This is a genomic window from Streptomyces bullii, assembly GCF_042657145.1.
Taxonomy (GTDB): domain Bacteria; phylum Actinomycetota; class Actinomycetes; order Streptomycetales; family Streptomycetaceae; genus Streptomyces; species Streptomyces bullii.
Genome location: NZ_JBHSNY010000012.1, coordinates 233,372 through 248,795, shown reverse-complemented (window position 1 = coordinate 248,795; position 15,424 = coordinate 233,372). Strand labels below are relative to the sequence as shown.

The following is a 15,424-nucleotide window of genomic DNA, read 5'->3' as shown; positions in this document are numbered from 1 at the left end:
TGCGGGACCTCTTGACGAAGTCCTCGCGGCACCATAGGTTCCCGGAACATTCGATGCCCATATCGAAACATTCGTGAGACCGACCGTGTGAGGGCCGTCCCGTCCACCCGACAGGAGCTTCATGACCACCGCGCCCTGGCGTGACCCCGCCCTGCCCGCAGCCGCCCGCGTCGACGACCTGCTCTCCCGGATGACCCTGGAGGAGAAGACCGCCCAGCTGTACGGCGTGTGGGTGGGTGCCTCGACGGACGGCGGCGGAGTCGCCCCGCACCAGCACGACATGACCGCGGACTACGACTGGGACGAGCTCATCACCCGGGGCCTGGGCCAGCTCACCCGCTCCTTCGGCACCGCACCCGTGGACCCGGCGCTGGGCGCGCAGGCCCTCGCCCGCGCCCAGCGCCGCATCATGGCGGCGAGCCGGTTCGGCGTCCCCGCGATCGCCCACGAGGAGTGCCTGGCCGGGTTCACCGCCTGGCAGGCCACCGCCTACCCGGTACCGCTGGCCTGGGGCGCCAGCTTCGACCCGCCGCTCGTCGAGGAGATGGCCCGCCGCATCGGCGGCGACCTGCGCGCGGTCGGCGTCCACCAGGGCCTGGCCCCCGTCCTGGACGTCGTACGCGATCCGCGCTGGGGCCGGGTGGAGGAGACGATCGGCGAGGACCCGTACCTGGTGGGCACGATCGGCGCCGCGTACGTGCGGGGCCTGGAGTCGGCCGGGATCGTCGCCACCCTCAAGCACTTCGCCGGGTACGCCTCCTCGGCCGGGGCCCGCAATCTGGCGCCGGTCCGGGCCGGGGTCCGGGAGTTCGCCGACGTCACCCTCCCGCCGTTCGAGATGGCGCTGCGCGAGGGCGGAGCGCGCTCGGTGATGGCCGCGTACACCGAGACGGACGGCGTCCCGGCCTCTGCGGATCCCGAACTGCTGACCAGGCTGCTGCGCGACGAGTGGGGTTTCACGGGCACGGTGGTCGCGGACTACTTCGGCATCGGCTTCCTGGAGACCCTGCACCGGGTCGCGGCCGGCCCCGCGCAGGCGGCGCACGCGGCGCTCACGGCCGGGATCGACGTCGAGCTGCCCACCCTGAAGTGCTACGGGCAGCCTCTGCTGGACGCCGTCCGCGCGGGCGAGATCCCGGAGGACCTGGTGGACCGCGCGGCTCGCCGTGTGCTGCTCCAGAAGTGCGAACTGGGCCTGCTGAACGCCGACTGGACGCCCGAGCCGGCCACCGGGATCGCCCTCGACTCGACGGCGAACCGTGTCCTGGCCCGCCGCCTGGCCGAGGAGTCGGTGGTGCTGCTGGACAACCCGGACGGCCTGCTGCCGCTGGCCCCCGGCACCCGCGTCGCGGTCGTGGGCCCGCGGGCGGACGACGCGCTCGCCATGCTGGGCTGCTACTCCTTCCCCTCGCACGTGCTGCCCCACCACCCCGACGTGCCCACGGGCATCGAGATCCCGACGCTGCTGGAGGCGCTGCGCACCGAACTGCCCGACGCGAAGGTGACGTTCGCCGCAGGCTGCGGGGTGGCGGACCCGGACACATCCGGCTTCGAGGAGGCGATCGCGCGCAGCGCGGAGGCGGACGTGTGCGTGGCGGTGCTCGGCGACCGGGCGGGCCTGTTCGGCCGGGGCACCTCGGGCGAGGGCTGCGACGCGGCGGATCTGCGACTGCCCGGCGTGCAGGGCGAGTTGCTCGACGCCCTGGTGGCCACGGGCGTCCCCGTGGTCCTGGTCCTGCTGACCGGACGGCCGTACGCGCTGGGCCGCTGGCACGGCCGCCTGGGCGCCGTCGTCCAGGCCTTCTTCCCGGGGGAAGAGGGCGGCCCGGCGGTCGCGGGAGTGCTGTCGGGCCGCGTCACCCCTTCGGGCCGGCTCCCCGTCAGCGTCCCGAAGCTCCCCGGCGGCCAGCCCTGGACGTATCTCCAGCCCCCGCTCGGCCTGGCGGGCGAGGTCAGCAACCTGGACCCGACGCCGCTGTACGCCTTCGGTCACGGCCGCTCCTACACGACGTTCGCGTGGGAGGACTTCGCGGGGACGGCCCCCGGGATCGGCACGGACGGCACATACGACCTCTCCGTCACCGTCCGTAACACGGGCGACCGTGCGGGCGCGGAGGTCGTCCAGCTGTACCTGCACGATCCGGTGGCGTCGGTGACGCGCCCGGACGTCCGGCTGATCGGCTACCAGCGGCTGGAGCTGGCGCCCGGCGAGTCCCGGCGGGTGACGTTCCGCTTCCACGCGGACCTCTCCGCCTTCACCGACAGCTCCGGCAGAAAGGTCGTCGAACCGGGCGCGCTCGAACTGCGGTTGGGGGCGTCCAGCGCGGACACCCGACACACCGCGCGGCTCACGCTCACCGGCCCGGTCCGGGTCCTCGGCCCCGGCCGGCGGCTGCGGTGCGAGACGGAGGTGACCGAGGCGGCCTGACGCTCGCGCCTGGCCGAACGCGATGGTCAGGCAGCTCCACGTCGAACCGCCCGAGGCGCTCCGGGTACTGACCGCGTTCCCCCGCTGACAAGGCGACGCCGACCGCCGTCCCGCACGACGGTCACCTCACGCCGACCGACTCGAACCGGCCGCGCTTCCCCCGACACGGCGGCACCGGCCGACGTCCGGCACGGCCCGTCACCTCACGTCGGCCGACCCCGCTCACGCCGACACGACCGGCCCTCGCTGCTGGCCCCGCTCCCCACCGACAAGGCGACGCCGCCCGGCACCCCACAGAACCGGTCAGCCCACACCCACCGACTCCAACGGCCCCCGCCCCCGCCAATATGGCGACGCCGCCGACATCCCGCACGACGGTCACCTCACGCCGACCGACTCGAACCGGCCGCGCTTCCCGCCGACACGGCGGCACCGGCCGACGTCCGGCACGGCCGGCGCCGGTCAGCTCACTCCCGCCGACTCGAACCGCCACCGGTGCACCGCCCGCGTGACCAACGCCCCGTCGGGCTCCGGCAGTTCGGGCAGCTCGGCGTCGTACGGCGCGTCCCACCAGGTGATCACCAACACCCGGTCCGCAGGCGCGCGGAAGGTCTCCCGGCGCAGGGGCCGCCCGGCCAGCTCCTGCGCCTGGGCCCAGGCCAGCAGCTCCCCGCCCCGCCCGGGCACCGCCCGCGCCTCCCACATCAGCGCGACCGTCACGGGTAGAGGTTCTCCGTGCCGACCTCGTGCACATGGTCGTGTCCGGGCACGTGCGGGTCCGTCACCGGCAGTGAGGAGTCCGCCGACAGGTCCCACGACGAGGCCGCACGGCCCCGCGCGACCATCTCCGCGCCGAGCGCGGCCACCATCGCCCCGTTGTCCGTGCACAGCTTGGGACGCGGCACGCGCAGCCGGATCCCGGCGGCCTCGCAGCGCTCCTGGGCCAGGGCCCGCAGGCGCGAGTTGGCGGCCACGCCGCCGCCGATCATCAGGTGGTCGACGCCCTCGTCCTTGCAGGCGCGGACGGCCTTGCGGGTCAGCACGTCCACGACCGCCTCCTGGAAGGAGGCCGCCACGTCCCGCACCGGCACCTCCTCGCCCACCGCCCGCTTGGCCTCGATCCAGCGGGCCACGGCCGTCTTCAGCCCGGAGAAGGAGAAGTCGTACGCCGGGTCGCGCGGGCCGGTCAGGCCGCGCGGGAACGCGATCGCGTCCGGGTCGCCCTCCTTCGCGTACCGGTCGATGACCGGTCCGCCGGGGAAGCCGAGGTCCAGCACCCGGGCGATCTTGTCGAAGGCCTCGCCCGCCGCGTCGTCGATGGTCGCGCCCATCGGCCGGACGTCGGAGGTGATGTCGGAGGACAGCAGCAGGGAGGAGTGACCGCCGCTGACCAGCAGCGCCATCGTCGGCTCCGGCAGCGGGCCGTGCTCCAGCTGGTCCACGCAGATGTGGGAGGCGAGGTGGTTGACGCCGTAGAGCGGCTTGCCGAGGGCGTAGGCGTACGCCTTCGCCGCCGAGACGCCGACCAGCAGCGCTCCGGCCAGGCCGGGTCCGGCGGTCACCGCGATGCCGTCCAGGTCCCTCGCGCTCACCCCGGCGTCCTTCAGCGCGCGGTCGATGGTCGGCACCATCGCCTCCAGATGGGCCCGCGAGGCCACCTCCGGCACGACCCCGCCGAAGCGGGCGTGTTCGTCGACGCTGGAGGCGACGGCGTCGGCCAGCAGGGTGGTACCGCGCACGATGCCCACGCCGGTCTCGTCGCAGGAGGTCTCGATCCCCAGCACCAGGGGTTCGTCAGCCATGGATGTCGGTTCCTTGTACGGAGTTCTCGGGGGTGGTCAGGCGCATCACCAGGGCGTCCACGTTCCCCGGCTGGTAATAGCCGCGCCGGACACCGATGGGCTCGAAGCCGAAGCGCTCGTAGAGCTTTTGCGCGCGGACGTTGTCCACGCGGCACTCCAGCATCACTTCCGCGACCTCGAAGGCGGTCGCCGCCTTCAGCAGTTCGGCCAGCAGGCGGCTGCCGAGGCCGGTGCCCCACTGGTCGCGGGCGACGGCGATGGTCTGGATGTCGGCCTGCTCACCGGAGGCGACGAGTCCGGCGTACCCGACGATCCGCTCGGCGGGCTCCGCCGGGACAGCGGCCACGACGTACCGGCGGTTCGCCTCCGGCCCGCGCGCGTGGGCCAGCTCGGACCAGAACATGCCCCGCGACCAGGCGTCCTCGGGAAACAGGTCCCGCTCCAGCTCCAGCACGGGATCGATGTCCCACCAGCGCATCTCGCGCAGTACGGGCGTCACGGGTTCGGTCACTTGGGGGTGACCACCTTGTAGTTCTTGGGGACCTGCGCGTCGGGCCGGCGCAGGTACAGCGGCCGGGGCGCGGCGAGCTCCCCGCCCTCGGCCAGTTTCTCGGCGGCCAGGCGGGCCAGGGCGGCGGCGGACACGTGCTCGGGCTCGTGCGCGCTCGGGAAGGTGTCCGGGTACAGCAGCGCTCCCGCGCCGACCGCGGGCAGACCCCTGACCTGCTCGGCGATGTCGGCGGGCCGGTCGACGGCCGGGTCGGTGACGCGGGTGCGGGAGTCGGCGTACCGCGCCCAGTAGACCTCCTTGCGGCGGGCGTCGGTCGCCACGACGAAGGGGCCCTCCAGGTCGGTGGCGTACGCGAGGCCGTCGAGCGTGCACACGCCGTGCACGGGCACACCGAGCACGAGCCCGAAGGTGTCGGCGGTCATCAGGCCGACGCGCAGCCCGGTGTACGGGCCGGGTCCGACGCCGACGACGATCCCGGTGACGGCGTCGAGCTTGAGACCGGCCTCGGCGAGTACGCGGTCGATCGCGGGCAGCAGCAGCTCACCGTGTCGGCGCGCGTCCACCTGGCTCGACGAGGCGATGACGTCCCTGCCGTCGTGCAACGCGACGGTGACGGCGGGTGTGGCGGTATCCAGAGCGAGCAAGAGCACGCAAACAGCCTACGGCTCCCGCGGCCCCGGCACGGCCGCCCCGGTCGGACCGTCACCCCCTGCTACCGTCACCTACCGTCACGACAGCAGTGGACCCAAGCAACGGACGTACGACGCGGAGGTGGGTGCCGGTGGCAGCCAGCAGCTCGGGAATCGTGGCCGGGCTCACCGTGGCCGCTCTCGCCACGGTCGGCTTCCTCGCCTACCAGGCCTCGGCGACCGTCCCGGCCGATCTGGGCAGTCCGCGGACGGTCGGCTCACCGGCGGCCGGCGCCTCCGAGGCCCCCCGGAACGCGAAGGGCCCCACGGCCGTGCCCGCCGGCTCCGGCAAGGGTGAGCGTGTCGTGTACTCCCTGGGTGGCGACCGGGTGTGGCTGGTCGGCGGAGGCGGCAAGGTCAAGCACACGTTCCGGGTCTACCCGAGCGCGGTGGACCCGGCGCCGGGCAGCTACGCGGTCACGTCCCGCTCCAAGGCCGTCACCGGTTCGGACGGCACGCCCGTCGAGCACGTCGTGCGCTTCACCAGCGTGGAGGGCGTGGCCATCGGCTTCAGCGCGGCCGTCGACGGCTCGACACCGGCACCGGACCCGCGCGTGAGGACGGGCGGCATCCGGGAGACGCGGGAGGACGGCGAGGCGATGTGGATGTTCGCGACGATCGGCCGGAAGGTCGTCGTGGTCCGCTAGGCCGACCGGGCGCCGGAGCACGACGCCGCCGCCTGCGCGCCTGCACGCGGTGGGTGCGCTAGGCGGCCTCGCGGTGCCCTGCGACCGGGCCGGACCCCTGCGGCCCGGACAGCTGCGGGCCGGACGCCTCCGGGTCCGGCACCCTGGGCGGCGTCGAGATCGTCCGCGCGGCGGCACAGGACGCCAGCAGGTCGTGCATGGACACCCCGGCGACCGCGAACGGCTGCGGCCGCGCCTCGTTCTGTGTAGCCGACATGGACGCCTCCTGGGTTCCGGGGGCGGACGTAGTTAGGTACACCTAACTACGGACGGGATACCATGTGACCACGCGCGAGACGCGGAACGCAACATCTTGCCGACGTCTTGTCGGAACCTTCATGAAAGCCGCCCGGCCCGGACGGAGCGCGGCGGGCATGCTCAGGCGGACAGCACGCTCAGGTCAGCCCCGGCCCAGCGCTCCCCCAGCCCGGTGAGCGTCACCTGCCGCACCTCGTCCGTCGTGTCTCCCACGGCCCGGTGGATGACGACCTGGAGCCGCTCCTCGGTCAGCTCCTCGACCTTGCCCTCGCCCCACTCCACGACGATCACCGACTCGGGCAGCGAGACGTCGAGGTCGAGGTCCTCCATCTCCTCCAGTCCGCCGGACAGCCGGTAGGCATCGACGTGGACGAGCGGCGGACCGTCGCCCAGCGACGGATGCACACGGGCGATCACGAACGTCGGGGAGGTGACCGCGCCGCGCACGCCGAGCCCCTCGCCGAGCCCCCGGGTCAGCGTCGTCTTGCCCGCGCCGAGCTCCCCGGTGAGCATCACCAGGTCCCCGGCGCGCAGCAGCTTGGCGAGCCTGCGGCCCAGCTCCCGCATCTGTTCGGGAGAGGTGACGGTGATCCGGACGGAACCGGACTCAGCCGGGTTGTGCGGTGCTGCTGGTGCTTCCATAGCCACCCACGGTAGCTCCTGCGGGCACGGCACCCGCGCGGGTGAGCAGGTCGGCGAGGCGGTCGGTGACCACTTCCGGGTGTTCCAGGATCACCAGGTGGCCCGCGTCCGGGACCAGCACCAGCTCCGCCTCCGGCAGCAGGTCGGCGATGGCCTCGCTGTGCTCGCTCGGCGTGACCATGTCCTGCACCCCGGCCAGCACCAGGACCGGCATGTCCGCGAAGTGGGCCAGCGCCTCGGTCTTGTCGTGGTTGTCGAACGCCGGGTAGTACTCGGCGACCACGTCGATCGGCGTGCCCTCGATCATGCGCTCGGCGAACCGCTCGACCGCCGGGTCGACGTCCTTGGAGGCGAACGAGTACCGCTTGATGATCCCGGCGAACAGGTCGGCGGTGGCCCGGCGCCCCTTCTCGACCAGCTCGGCCCGCTGCCCCAGCGCCTTCAGCACCCCGGGCAGCACCCGCCGCACCACGTTGACCCCGGCGACCGGCAGCCCGAAGTTGACCTCGCCGAGCCGCCCCGACGAGGTGCCGACGAGGGCGACGCCGACGACCCGCTCCCGGATCAGCTCCGGGTACTGGTCGGCGAACGCCATGACCGTCATCCCGCCCATGGAGTGCCCGACCAGCACCATCGGCCCCTCGGGGACGGCCGCGTCGATGACGGCCTTCAGGTCGCGGCCCAACTGCTCGATGGTGACCGGCTCGTCGCGCTCCACCTGGGCGACGCCCCGCGCGGACCGGCCGTGGCTGCGCTGGTCCCAGTGCACGGTCCTTACGACGCCCCGCAGCGCCGCGCGCTGGAAGTGCCAGGAGTCCTGGTTGAGGCAGTAGCCGTGGCTGAAGACGACGGTGACGGGAGCGGGCGCCTTGCGCCCGAAGAGCCGCCGGCGGCGCGGGGTGAGGGCGGAGGCCGCCTCCGGGTCGACGTCGTCGACCTCGTAGTACAGCTCGGTGCCGTCGTCGGCGTACGCCTTGCCGGGCGTGCCGCGCAGCGCGCCGTACGGTCCCGCCGAGTCGAGGGCGAGTCGCGCCTTCTGCCGCATGCCCCGGCCGACGGTGAGCCGCTCGATGGCGACACCGGCGGCCGCGCCCGCGGCCACTACGCCTATCGCGACGCCCGCGATGCCGGTCGCCCGGCGCCAGCCTCCCGTCGCTCCCGCGGCGGCCGAGGCGACGACCGCCGCGGCGGCGTCCGCGACGGCCTCCGCACTGCTCTCGCTCACGTACCGCTCCTCTTCACCGGGCTACTGGTCGGGCCGGGACTGTGCACAGGTCGTGCGGGTTACCCGTCCTGTTCGTCATTCACCTGTTCGTGGCTGACGTGTGCGTCACCCACATAGACGCGAGGAACGCGCGTTCCGATCCGTGTGACGATCTCGTACGCGATGGTGCCCGCGGCCTGCGCCCAGTCCTCGGCGGTGGGTTCGCCGCGGTCGCCGGGTCCGAACAGGACCGCCTCGGTGCCCGGCTCGGGCTCGTCCCCGCCCAGGTCGACGACGAACTGGTCCATGGCGACACGCCCCGCGACCGTGCGCCACTTGCCCTCGACCAGTACGGGGCCGGCGGAGGAGGCGTGCCGGGGGATGCCGTCCGCGTAGCCGAGGGGCACCAGGCCCAGGGTCGTCTCGCCGGGTGTGACGTAGCGGTGCCCGTAGCTGACGCCGTGACCGCCCGGGACGTGCTTGACCAGGGCCAGCGAGGCCGACAACGTCATCACCGGGCGCAGCCCGAAGTCGGCCGGGGTGCCGATCTCGGGGTTGGGCGAGACGCCGTACAGGGCGATGCCGGTCCGCACGAGGTCGAAGTGGCTATCGGGGAGGGTGAGGGTGGCGGGCGAGTTGGCGATGTGCCGGACCTCGGGCCGGACGCCGCGCTGCTCGGCGTACGCCGTCATCTCCCGGAAGGCGGCGAGCTGGGCGGCGATGGAGGGGTGGCCCGGCTCGTCGGCGCACGCGAAGTGCGACCACAGCCCGGTGACCCGGACCAGGCCCTCGTCCTCGGCGCGCAGCGCCTCGCCGACCAGCTCGGCCCAGTCCTCGCCCGGCTGGCAGCCGCCCCGTCCGAGCCCGGTGTCGGCCTTGAGCTGCACCCGCGCGGGCCGCCCCGCGCGACGCGCCGCCGCCGTGACCTCCTTCAGGGCCCACATACCGCTGACGGACACGTCCAGGTCGGCCTCGATCGCCTCCCGCCAGGGCCCGCCGGGCGTCCACAGCCAGCACATGACGCGTCCCGTCAACCCGGCCGCCCGCAGTACCAGGGCCTCCTCGGGCGTGGCGGTACCCAGCCAGGTCGCCCCCGCCTCGACGGCCGCACGGGCGCAGCGCACCGCACCGTGGCCGTACGCGTCGGACTTCACGACGGCCATCAGGGCCGCGCCCGGCGCGTGGGCACGCAGGGTCCGCACGTTGGCCCGCAGAGCGGCCAGGTCGATCTCGGCACGGGCCCGCAGGGGCGCGGTCCGCAAGGCTGCTGTCTCGTTCATCGCGCCCAGTGTCTCAGAGGCCCCACCGCTTGGCTGCGGGCAGCCGTCCCCGCCCGGCTCCACCCTGGCAGCGGGCATCCGTGCCACCTGACTGCGGGCACGCCTGCCGACCTGACTGCGGGGCAGCCGCTCCCCGCTCAGCTACGAGCACGCCTGCCGACCAAGCCGCGGGCAGCCGTCCCCGCCCGGCTCCACCCTGGCAGCGGGCATCCGTGCCACCTGACTGCGGGCACGCCTGCCGACCTGACTGCGGGGCAGCCGCTCCCCGCTCAGCTACGAGCACGCCTGCCGACCAAGCCGCGGGCAGCCGTCCCCGCCCGGCTCCACCCTGGCAGCGGGCATCCGTGCCACCTGACTGCGGGCACGCTGCCGACCTGACTGCGGGGCAGCCGCTCCCCGCTCAGCTACGAGCACGCCTGCCGACCAAGCCGCGGGCAGCCGTCCCCGCCCGGCTCCACCCTGGCAGCGGGCATCCGTGCCACCTGACTGCGGGCACGCTGCCGACCTGACTGCGGGGCAGCCGCTCCACGCTCAGCTACGAGCACGCCTGCCGACCAAGCCGCGGGCAGCCGTCCCCGCCCGGCTCCACCCTGGCTGCGACATTCGTGCATCTGGCTGCGGGCTTCGCGCCGACCTGGCTGCGGGCAGCCGCTCCCCGCCCGGCTCCGCCCCAGCGGCGAGCATGCGCGCAGGGCGGCGGGCATGTGTGCCGACCTGAATGCGGGCATCCCTACCGACCCAGCTGTGGGCAGTCCTGCCCCTGGGGGGCACAGGTGGGCGGTGGGGCCCCGCTCGAGCGAAGCCGAGAGTGGGGGAGGCACCTCGTCGCACCTCGTCGCGCCGGGTTGCGCGCTCACCCGGCCCCAGCACCGACGCCGAGCACCGGACGACCGGCAGCACCGACACGCCCCACCGCTACCCAGCCACGTTCCGCCAAGCCACCGGAACCGCCTCCGCCACGTCATGCGCCCCCACAGGCGCCCCGTCCGCGGCCAACCTCCCTGCCAGCCCGTGCAGATACGCCGCCGCACTCCCCGCGTCCACCGCCGTGAGCCCCGCCGCCAGCAAGGACCCCGCCAGCCCCGACAGCACGTCCCCGCTCCCCGCCGTGGCCAGCCAGGACGTCCCGGTCGGGTTCACCCGGACAGCCCCGCCCGAGGGATCGGCGACCAGCGTCGTCGAACCCTTCAGGAGCACGGTCGCCCCGTACCGCCGCGCCAACTCCCGCACGGCACTCAGCCGCGCCCCCTCGACGACCGCCCGCTCCACCCCGAGCAGCGCCGCGGCCTCCCCCGCGTGCGGTGTCATCAACGTCGGCGCCGCACGCCCCCGTACGGCCCCCACCTCCGCCAACCGCAGCCCGTCCGCGTCGATCAGCACCGGCACGTCCGCCTCCAGCACCTCCGCGACGGTGCCGGCGTCGTCCCCCGCGCCCGGCCCGACGACCCAGGCCTGCACCCGCCCCGCCTTGTGCGGCCCCCGGTCGGACACCAGCGTCTCGGGGAAGCGGGCGATCACGGCGTCCCCGGCCGGACCGACGTACCGCACCGCCCCGGCCCCGCCCCGCAGCGCCCCCGCGACGGCGAGTACGGCGGCCCCCGGGTACCGCGCGGACCCGGCGGCGACCCCGACCACGCCCCGCCGGTACTTGTCGCTCTCCGCCGCCGGCACCGGCAGCAGCCGCGCGACGTCCGCGTGCTGCAACGCCTCCAGTGCGGGCTCGGCCGGCAGCTCCAGCCCGATGTCGACCAGCCGGACGAACCCGGCGTACTCCCGCGCCGGATCGATGAGCAGCCCCGGCTTGTGCGTGCCGAACGTCACCGTCACATCGGCCCGTACGGCCGCCCCGTGCACCTCCCCGGTGTCGACGTCGACCCCGCTCGGCAGGTCGACGGCGACCACCACGGCCCGCGACCGTCGGGCGGCGGCGGCCAACGGCACGGCGTCCGGCCGCAGTCCGCCCTTGCCGCCGATCCCGACGATGCCGTCGACGACCAGGTCGGCCCGCTCGATCAACTCCTCCGCGCCACCGGCTCCCACGGCCCGGCCGCCCGCGCGGCGCAACGCCGCGAGCCCGCCGCCGTGCGCCCGCTCCGGCGCGAGCAGCACCGCCGTGACACCGGCGCCGCGCCGGGCCAGCCGGGCCCCGGCGTACAGTGCGTCGCCGCCGTTGTCCCCGCTGCCGACGAGCAGGACGATCCGGCTGCCGTACACCCGCCCGAGCAGATCCGCGCAGGCGGCGGCGAGCCCGGCGGCGGCGCGTTGCATCAGCGCGCCTTCCGGAAGCCGTGCCATCAGCTCTCGTTCAGCCGTCCTGACCGTCTCCACGCTGTACGCAGTACGCATGCGGTCGAGTCTCCCGTACCGGCCGACTCCGTCGCATCCGGCCGACCCAGCCGTGTCCCGCCAACTCCGTCGCATCCATTGACGCTTTGCCATGCCTTTGTCAAACTCACGGCCCCCCACAGGATGAATCGATTCAGTCGAATCGATTCGACGAGAGGACCCCCACATGGGACGCAGAGCCGCACTCGTCGCCGCCGTCGGCGCCACCGCTCTCCTCACCGCCGTCGGCACCCTCACGGCCCCGGCCACGGCGGCCCCCACGCGGGCGGCCGCATGCGGGGACGGTTCGTTCCACGCGGAGGCCGTGCAGAGCGGCAGCACATGGACCGCTCGGCGTGGCGGCAGCACCGTCTACACCGGCACCGACATGCGCGCCGCCGTCCAGGCGGCGGTCAACAGCCTGACCGCCGGCCGGACCTCGAAGCAGCGGGTCGTGGTCCGCGGCTCGGGCTCGATGTCCGCCGGCTCCCGCATCTCCCTGCCGAGTTACACCGTCCTCGACGTGTGCGGCACGATCAACGTGACCGGCACCGGCTCGGGCGACCAGGCGCCGGTCTACTCGCGCGGCACCCGGGACGTCGAGGTCCAGCACCTCAACGTCACCGGCACCCCGCTGTATGGCATCTTCCTGCGCAACGTCCAGAACGTGACGCTGGGTCAGATCGACATGCGCCTCTCGCGCGGCCTCGGCGTCCGGATCGACAACCGCGGCGACACCAGCCAGTGGACGCGCAACGTCCGCATCGACAACGTGTACGTCTCCGGAGCCTCCAGTCACGCGGTCGAGACGTACGGCGTCGACGGCATCACCATCGGCACGGTGACCGCCCGCAACGTGGGCGAGTCGGGCCTGCTGTTCAACCAGACCATCAACGCCACCGTCACCAAGGTCGACGCGGAGAACGCGGGCACGGGCACCGGCTACGCGGCCTTCCGCATGGCCAACCGCAACGGCCGCGTCGGCAGTTCCTACCCCACCAACATCCGGGTCGGCGAGGTCATCGCGCGAGGTGGCGGACGCGGTGTCTTCTGCGTCTCCGAGAGCGGCGGCGCGACGATCGACAGGGTCACGATCTCCAACACCGGCAACAACTCGGTGCTCATCGAGAACTGCTACAACGTCAGCCTCGCCGCGCAGAGCGGCAGCGTCACGGGCGGCGGCGAGATCCGCCTGGCGGCCCGCTCGGAGTTCCCGAACAACCGGGACATCACCATCCAGAACCTGACGGTGACCAACTCGGCGATACGGGAGAGCCCGTGCGGCGAGAACACGACGTTCCGCAACAACCGCCTGGTGAACAGCAGCCAGTCGATCTGCTGAGAGACCCCACGACCGGCCGGTCCGGAGCCCCCGCCCCACCGGGCGGGGGCTCTCCCCCCGGGGGACCGGCCATGTCTCAGCCGACCGTGCCCGAGCAGACCGACACACCCGCCACAGCCCTGGGACCCACCGCACTCGTCCTCGGCGCCCTTTCCGCCGTGGGCACCTGGGCCTACCTGTTCCCCTGGACGGTGATCGCCGGCGGCCTCGCCGTCACCCTCGGCGCCCTGGGCATCCACCACGCCCGCCACGGCGTCGGCCACCTGTGGACCGCGGCCGCCGGAACGACCCTGGGCGCGATGGGCTTCTTCGGCACCGCCACACTTCTGTGGGCGGCGTCCTAGGCCGAACGGCCCTCACCCCTCCGCGATCACGACCGCGGAGGCCACCCCCGCGTCATGGCTCAGCGACACGTGCCACGACCGCACACCGAGTTCCGCCGCCCGCGCGGCCACCGTGCCGGTCACCCGCAGCCGGGGCTGTCCGCTGTCCTCGACATACACCTCGGCGTCGCTCCACAACAGCCCGGCCGGCGCGCCGAGCGCCTTGGCCAGCGCCTCCTTGGCGGCGAACCGGGCGGCGAGCGAGGCGACCCCGCGGCGTTCCCCGCTGGGCAGCAACAACTCGCTCGGCCGGAAAAGCCGTCGGGCCATCCCGGGCGTCCGCTCCAGGGACGCCGCGAACCGATCGATCTCGGCCACGTCGATACCGACCCCGATGATGCTCATGGCGGGCACTCTACGTACGTCACGCCGCTCGCGCGGCACTCAGCTCGCACCACACGTACTTCCCCCGGTTCCCGTCCCGCGTCAGCGGCTGCCAGCCCCACACATCCGCACAGGCCCGGACCAGCGCCAGCCCTCGCCCCTCCTCCAGGTCGACGGCCTGCTCCAGCACCCCTGGGGGCTCGGGCGGCCCGGGGTCCGCGCCCACGCCCCGACCCGCAGCACACCGGCCGACCAGCGCACGCGCAGTGCGGCGGGCCCCTTGGTGTGCCGAACGGCGTTGGACACCAGCTCCGTCGCCAGCAGCTCGGCGACATCGGCCAGCCGGATCAGTCCGTGGATGGTGAGGATCAGGCGCAGGGTACGGCGACTGACAGTGACGGCACGCAAGTCGTTGGGGATGTACAGGGTGCACTCCCAGGGCTCGTGGATCTCGGTCTCGGACATGCGTGAACTCCATGACGGGGATGGGGAGTTGGAATGCGCGCCAACAGGACTGCCGGTGTCGTTGCCGCAGCGTCATGGCAGGACGGAGCGGTGCGCTTCCGGCACATGGGGGTTTCGCAGCGTGTGCGGCGCATCACAGACAGTAGGACTAACCTGTCATCCCGAGCAAGCTGATCGCGTAATCTGACCTCGAACGAGCCGTACCTACAGGCCTGTTGCAGAAGGAGCAAACGATGGTCCTGCGGCGCGAACCAACGGCACGCCAGGTGCGCCTGGGTGTCGAGTTGCGCAGACTCCGCGAGGCGGCAGGACTCACCGCTCGTGAGGCGGCGGCGCTGCTCGGAACGGGCCGCGTCCAGATGAGCCACATCGAATCCGGGCTGACGGGCGTGAGTGAGGAGCGGCTACGCCGCCTGGCCTCCCACTACGCCTGTACGGACAAGGAGTTCATCGACGCCCTGGTCGCGATGGCCACTGACCGGACACGCGGCTGGTGGGAGGAGTACCGGGGCCTCCTGCCCACCCAGTTCCTTGACCTGTCCGAACTGGACCACCACGGGTCGTTCCGCCAAGAGGTTGCCATCCTGTTCGTCCCGGGCCTGCTTCAGACGGAGGACTACGCCCGCGCCGTCTTCTCGTCGAGGGTCCCCGAACTGACGTCGGAGGAGCGGGAGTCGCGCATCCGCCATCGGATGGCGCGCCGCGTGGTCATCGAGGGCCCCTCCCCCACCCCGTACGAAGTGGTGATCCACGAGGCGGCACTGCGGATCCGGGTCAGCGACCGCACCACCTCACAGGCTCAAGTGGCCCGGATCCTCGAACTGTCCGAGGCGGACCACATCACCGTGCGCGTCATCCCCTTCGACCTGGACGGCTTCGCCAGAGCCTCAAGCACCATGACCTACGTGGGTGGCCCCGTACCCAAACTGGACACGGTGGTGCGTGATGCACCCCATGGCTCCGTCTTTATCGATACTGAAGCTCAGCTCAACGCCTATCGAACACGCTTCCACAGGGTGCAGGCTGTATCACTCGAACCCGAACGCTCGCGTGACTTCATCCACAAGCTGGCGAGAGAGCTGTGA

The 15,424-nt window shown here is 73.2% G+C and carries 15 protein-coding genes and 1 pseudogene; 5 read left to right on the top strand and 11 right to left on the bottom strand.

From position 1 onward, the window contains the following. Nucleotides 1–121: 121 nt before the first annotated feature. Nucleotides 122–2,428, top strand: coding sequence for a beta-xylosidase/alpha-l-arabinosidase (locus ACFPZJ_RS31905; protein ID WP_381028888.1), 2,307 nt, complete (start codon nt 122–124; stop codon nt 2,426–2,428). Between the two features lie 462 nt (nt 2,429–2,890). Here ACFPZJ_RS31905 and ACFPZJ_RS31900 read toward each other — a convergent pair whose 3' ends face one another. Genes ACFPZJ_RS31900 through tsaB form a run of 4 tightly spaced genes read right to left on the bottom strand, consistent with a single transcriptional unit; the run spans nt 2,891 to nt 5,391 of the window. Continuing rightward, nucleotides 2,891–3,148: a hypothetical protein gene (locus tag ACFPZJ_RS31900; protein WP_381028885.1), complete on the bottom strand. Its 258-nt coding sequence runs from the start codon at nt 3,146–3,148 to the stop codon at nt 2,891–2,893. After that, a complete protein-coding gene (gene tsaD / locus ACFPZJ_RS31895; RefSeq protein WP_381028882.1) occupies nt 3,145–4,230 on the bottom strand; it encodes a tRNA (adenosine(37)-N6)-threonylcarbamoyltransferase complex transferase subunit TsaD in 1,086 nt (361 codons plus the stop codon). The genes ACFPZJ_RS31900 and tsaD overlap by 4 nt, the downstream gene beginning before the upstream one ends. Beyond that, nucleotides 4,223–4,741, bottom strand: a complete 519-nt coding sequence (gene rimI / locus ACFPZJ_RS31890; protein ID WP_381028879.1) for a ribosomal protein S18-alanine N-acetyltransferase — start codon at nt 4,739–4,741, stop codon at nt 4,223–4,225. Before rimI ends, tsaD begins: the two co-directional genes overlap by 8 nt. Next, on the bottom strand, nt 4,738–5,391 hold the full coding sequence (tsaB, locus tag ACFPZJ_RS31885) for a tRNA (adenosine(37)-N6)-threonylcarbamoyltransferase complex dimerization subunit type 1 TsaB (RefSeq protein ID WP_381028876.1): 654 nt from the start codon (nt 5,389–5,391) through the stop codon (nt 4,738–4,740). Before tsaB ends, rimI begins: the two co-directional genes overlap by 4 nt. Nucleotides 5,392–5,522: 131 nt before the next feature. On the opposite strand from tsaB, the gene ACFPZJ_RS31880 reads away from it, so the two are divergent. Beyond that, nucleotides 5,523–6,077 (top strand): hypothetical protein, encoded by a 555-nt coding sequence (locus ACFPZJ_RS31880; protein ID WP_381028873.1) that lies wholly within the window; start codon nt 5,523–5,525, stop codon nt 6,075–6,077. Between the two features lie 58 nt (nt 6,078–6,135). Here the strand turns inward: ACFPZJ_RS31880 and ACFPZJ_RS31875 are convergent, their stop codons facing one another. The 5 genes from ACFPZJ_RS31875 to ACFPZJ_RS31855 form a co-directional block, all read right to left on the bottom strand. After that, nucleotides 6,136–6,333, bottom strand: a complete 198-nt coding sequence (locus tag ACFPZJ_RS31875; protein ID WP_381028871.1) for a hypothetical protein — start codon at nt 6,331–6,333, stop codon at nt 6,136–6,138. Nucleotides 6,334–6,494: 161 nt separating this feature from the next. Then, nucleotides 6,495–7,016 carry a tRNA (adenosine(37)-N6)-threonylcarbamoyltransferase complex ATPase subunit type 1 TsaE gene (gene tsaE, locus ACFPZJ_RS31870; RefSeq protein ID WP_381028868.1) on the bottom strand — a complete coding sequence of 174 codons (522 nt, stop codon included), beginning with the start codon at nt 7,014–7,016 and terminating at the stop codon, nt 6,495–6,497. Continuing rightward, nucleotides 6,982–8,241: an alpha/beta fold hydrolase gene (locus ACFPZJ_RS31865; protein ID WP_381028866.1), complete on the bottom strand. Its 1,260-nt coding sequence runs from the start codon at nt 8,239–8,241 to the stop codon at nt 6,982–6,984. The genes tsaE and ACFPZJ_RS31865 overlap by 35 nt, the downstream gene beginning before the upstream one ends. Nucleotides 8,242–8,300: 59 nt before the next feature. Next, complete coding sequence (gene alr, locus ACFPZJ_RS31860; RefSeq protein ID WP_381028863.1) at nt 8,301–9,500, bottom strand: alanine racemase; 1,200 nt, start codon at nt 9,498–9,500, stop codon at nt 8,301–8,303. 915 nt (nt 9,501–10,415) lie between these two features. Next, nucleotides 10,416–11,846, bottom strand: coding sequence for an NAD(P)H-hydrate dehydratase (locus ACFPZJ_RS31855; protein WP_381028860.1), 1,431 nt, complete (start codon nt 11,844–11,846; stop codon nt 10,416–10,418). A gap of 166 nt (nt 11,847–12,012) precedes the next feature. Between ACFPZJ_RS31855 and ACFPZJ_RS31850 the strand changes: the two genes are divergently transcribed. Continuing rightward, nucleotides 12,013–13,167, top strand: a complete 1,155-nt coding sequence (locus ACFPZJ_RS31850) for a hypothetical protein (protein WP_381028857.1) — start codon at nt 12,013–12,015, stop codon at nt 13,165–13,167. 71 nt (nt 13,168–13,238) lie between these two features. After that, nucleotides 13,239–13,511, top strand: a complete 273-nt coding sequence (locus ACFPZJ_RS31845; protein WP_381028856.1) for a hypothetical protein — start codon at nt 13,239–13,241, stop codon at nt 13,509–13,511. Nucleotides 13,512–13,523: 12 nt separating this feature from the next. Here ACFPZJ_RS31845 and ACFPZJ_RS31840 read toward each other — a convergent pair whose 3' ends face one another. Both ACFPZJ_RS31840 and ACFPZJ_RS31835 read right to left on the bottom strand, forming a co-directional pair. Further along, complete coding sequence (locus ACFPZJ_RS31840) at nt 13,524–13,895, bottom strand: holo-ACP synthase (protein WP_381028854.1); 372 nt, start codon at nt 13,893–13,895, stop codon at nt 13,524–13,526. Between the two features lie 19 nt (nt 13,896–13,914). Next, nucleotides 13,915–14,339: pseudogene (locus ACFPZJ_RS31835) on the bottom strand (ATP-binding protein). 233 nt (nt 14,340–14,572) lie between these two features. Here ACFPZJ_RS31835 and ACFPZJ_RS31830 point away from each other — a divergent pair. Further along, nucleotides 14,573–15,424, top strand: coding sequence for a helix-turn-helix domain-containing protein (locus ACFPZJ_RS31830; protein ID WP_381028853.1), 852 nt, complete (start codon nt 14,573–14,575; stop codon nt 15,422–15,424).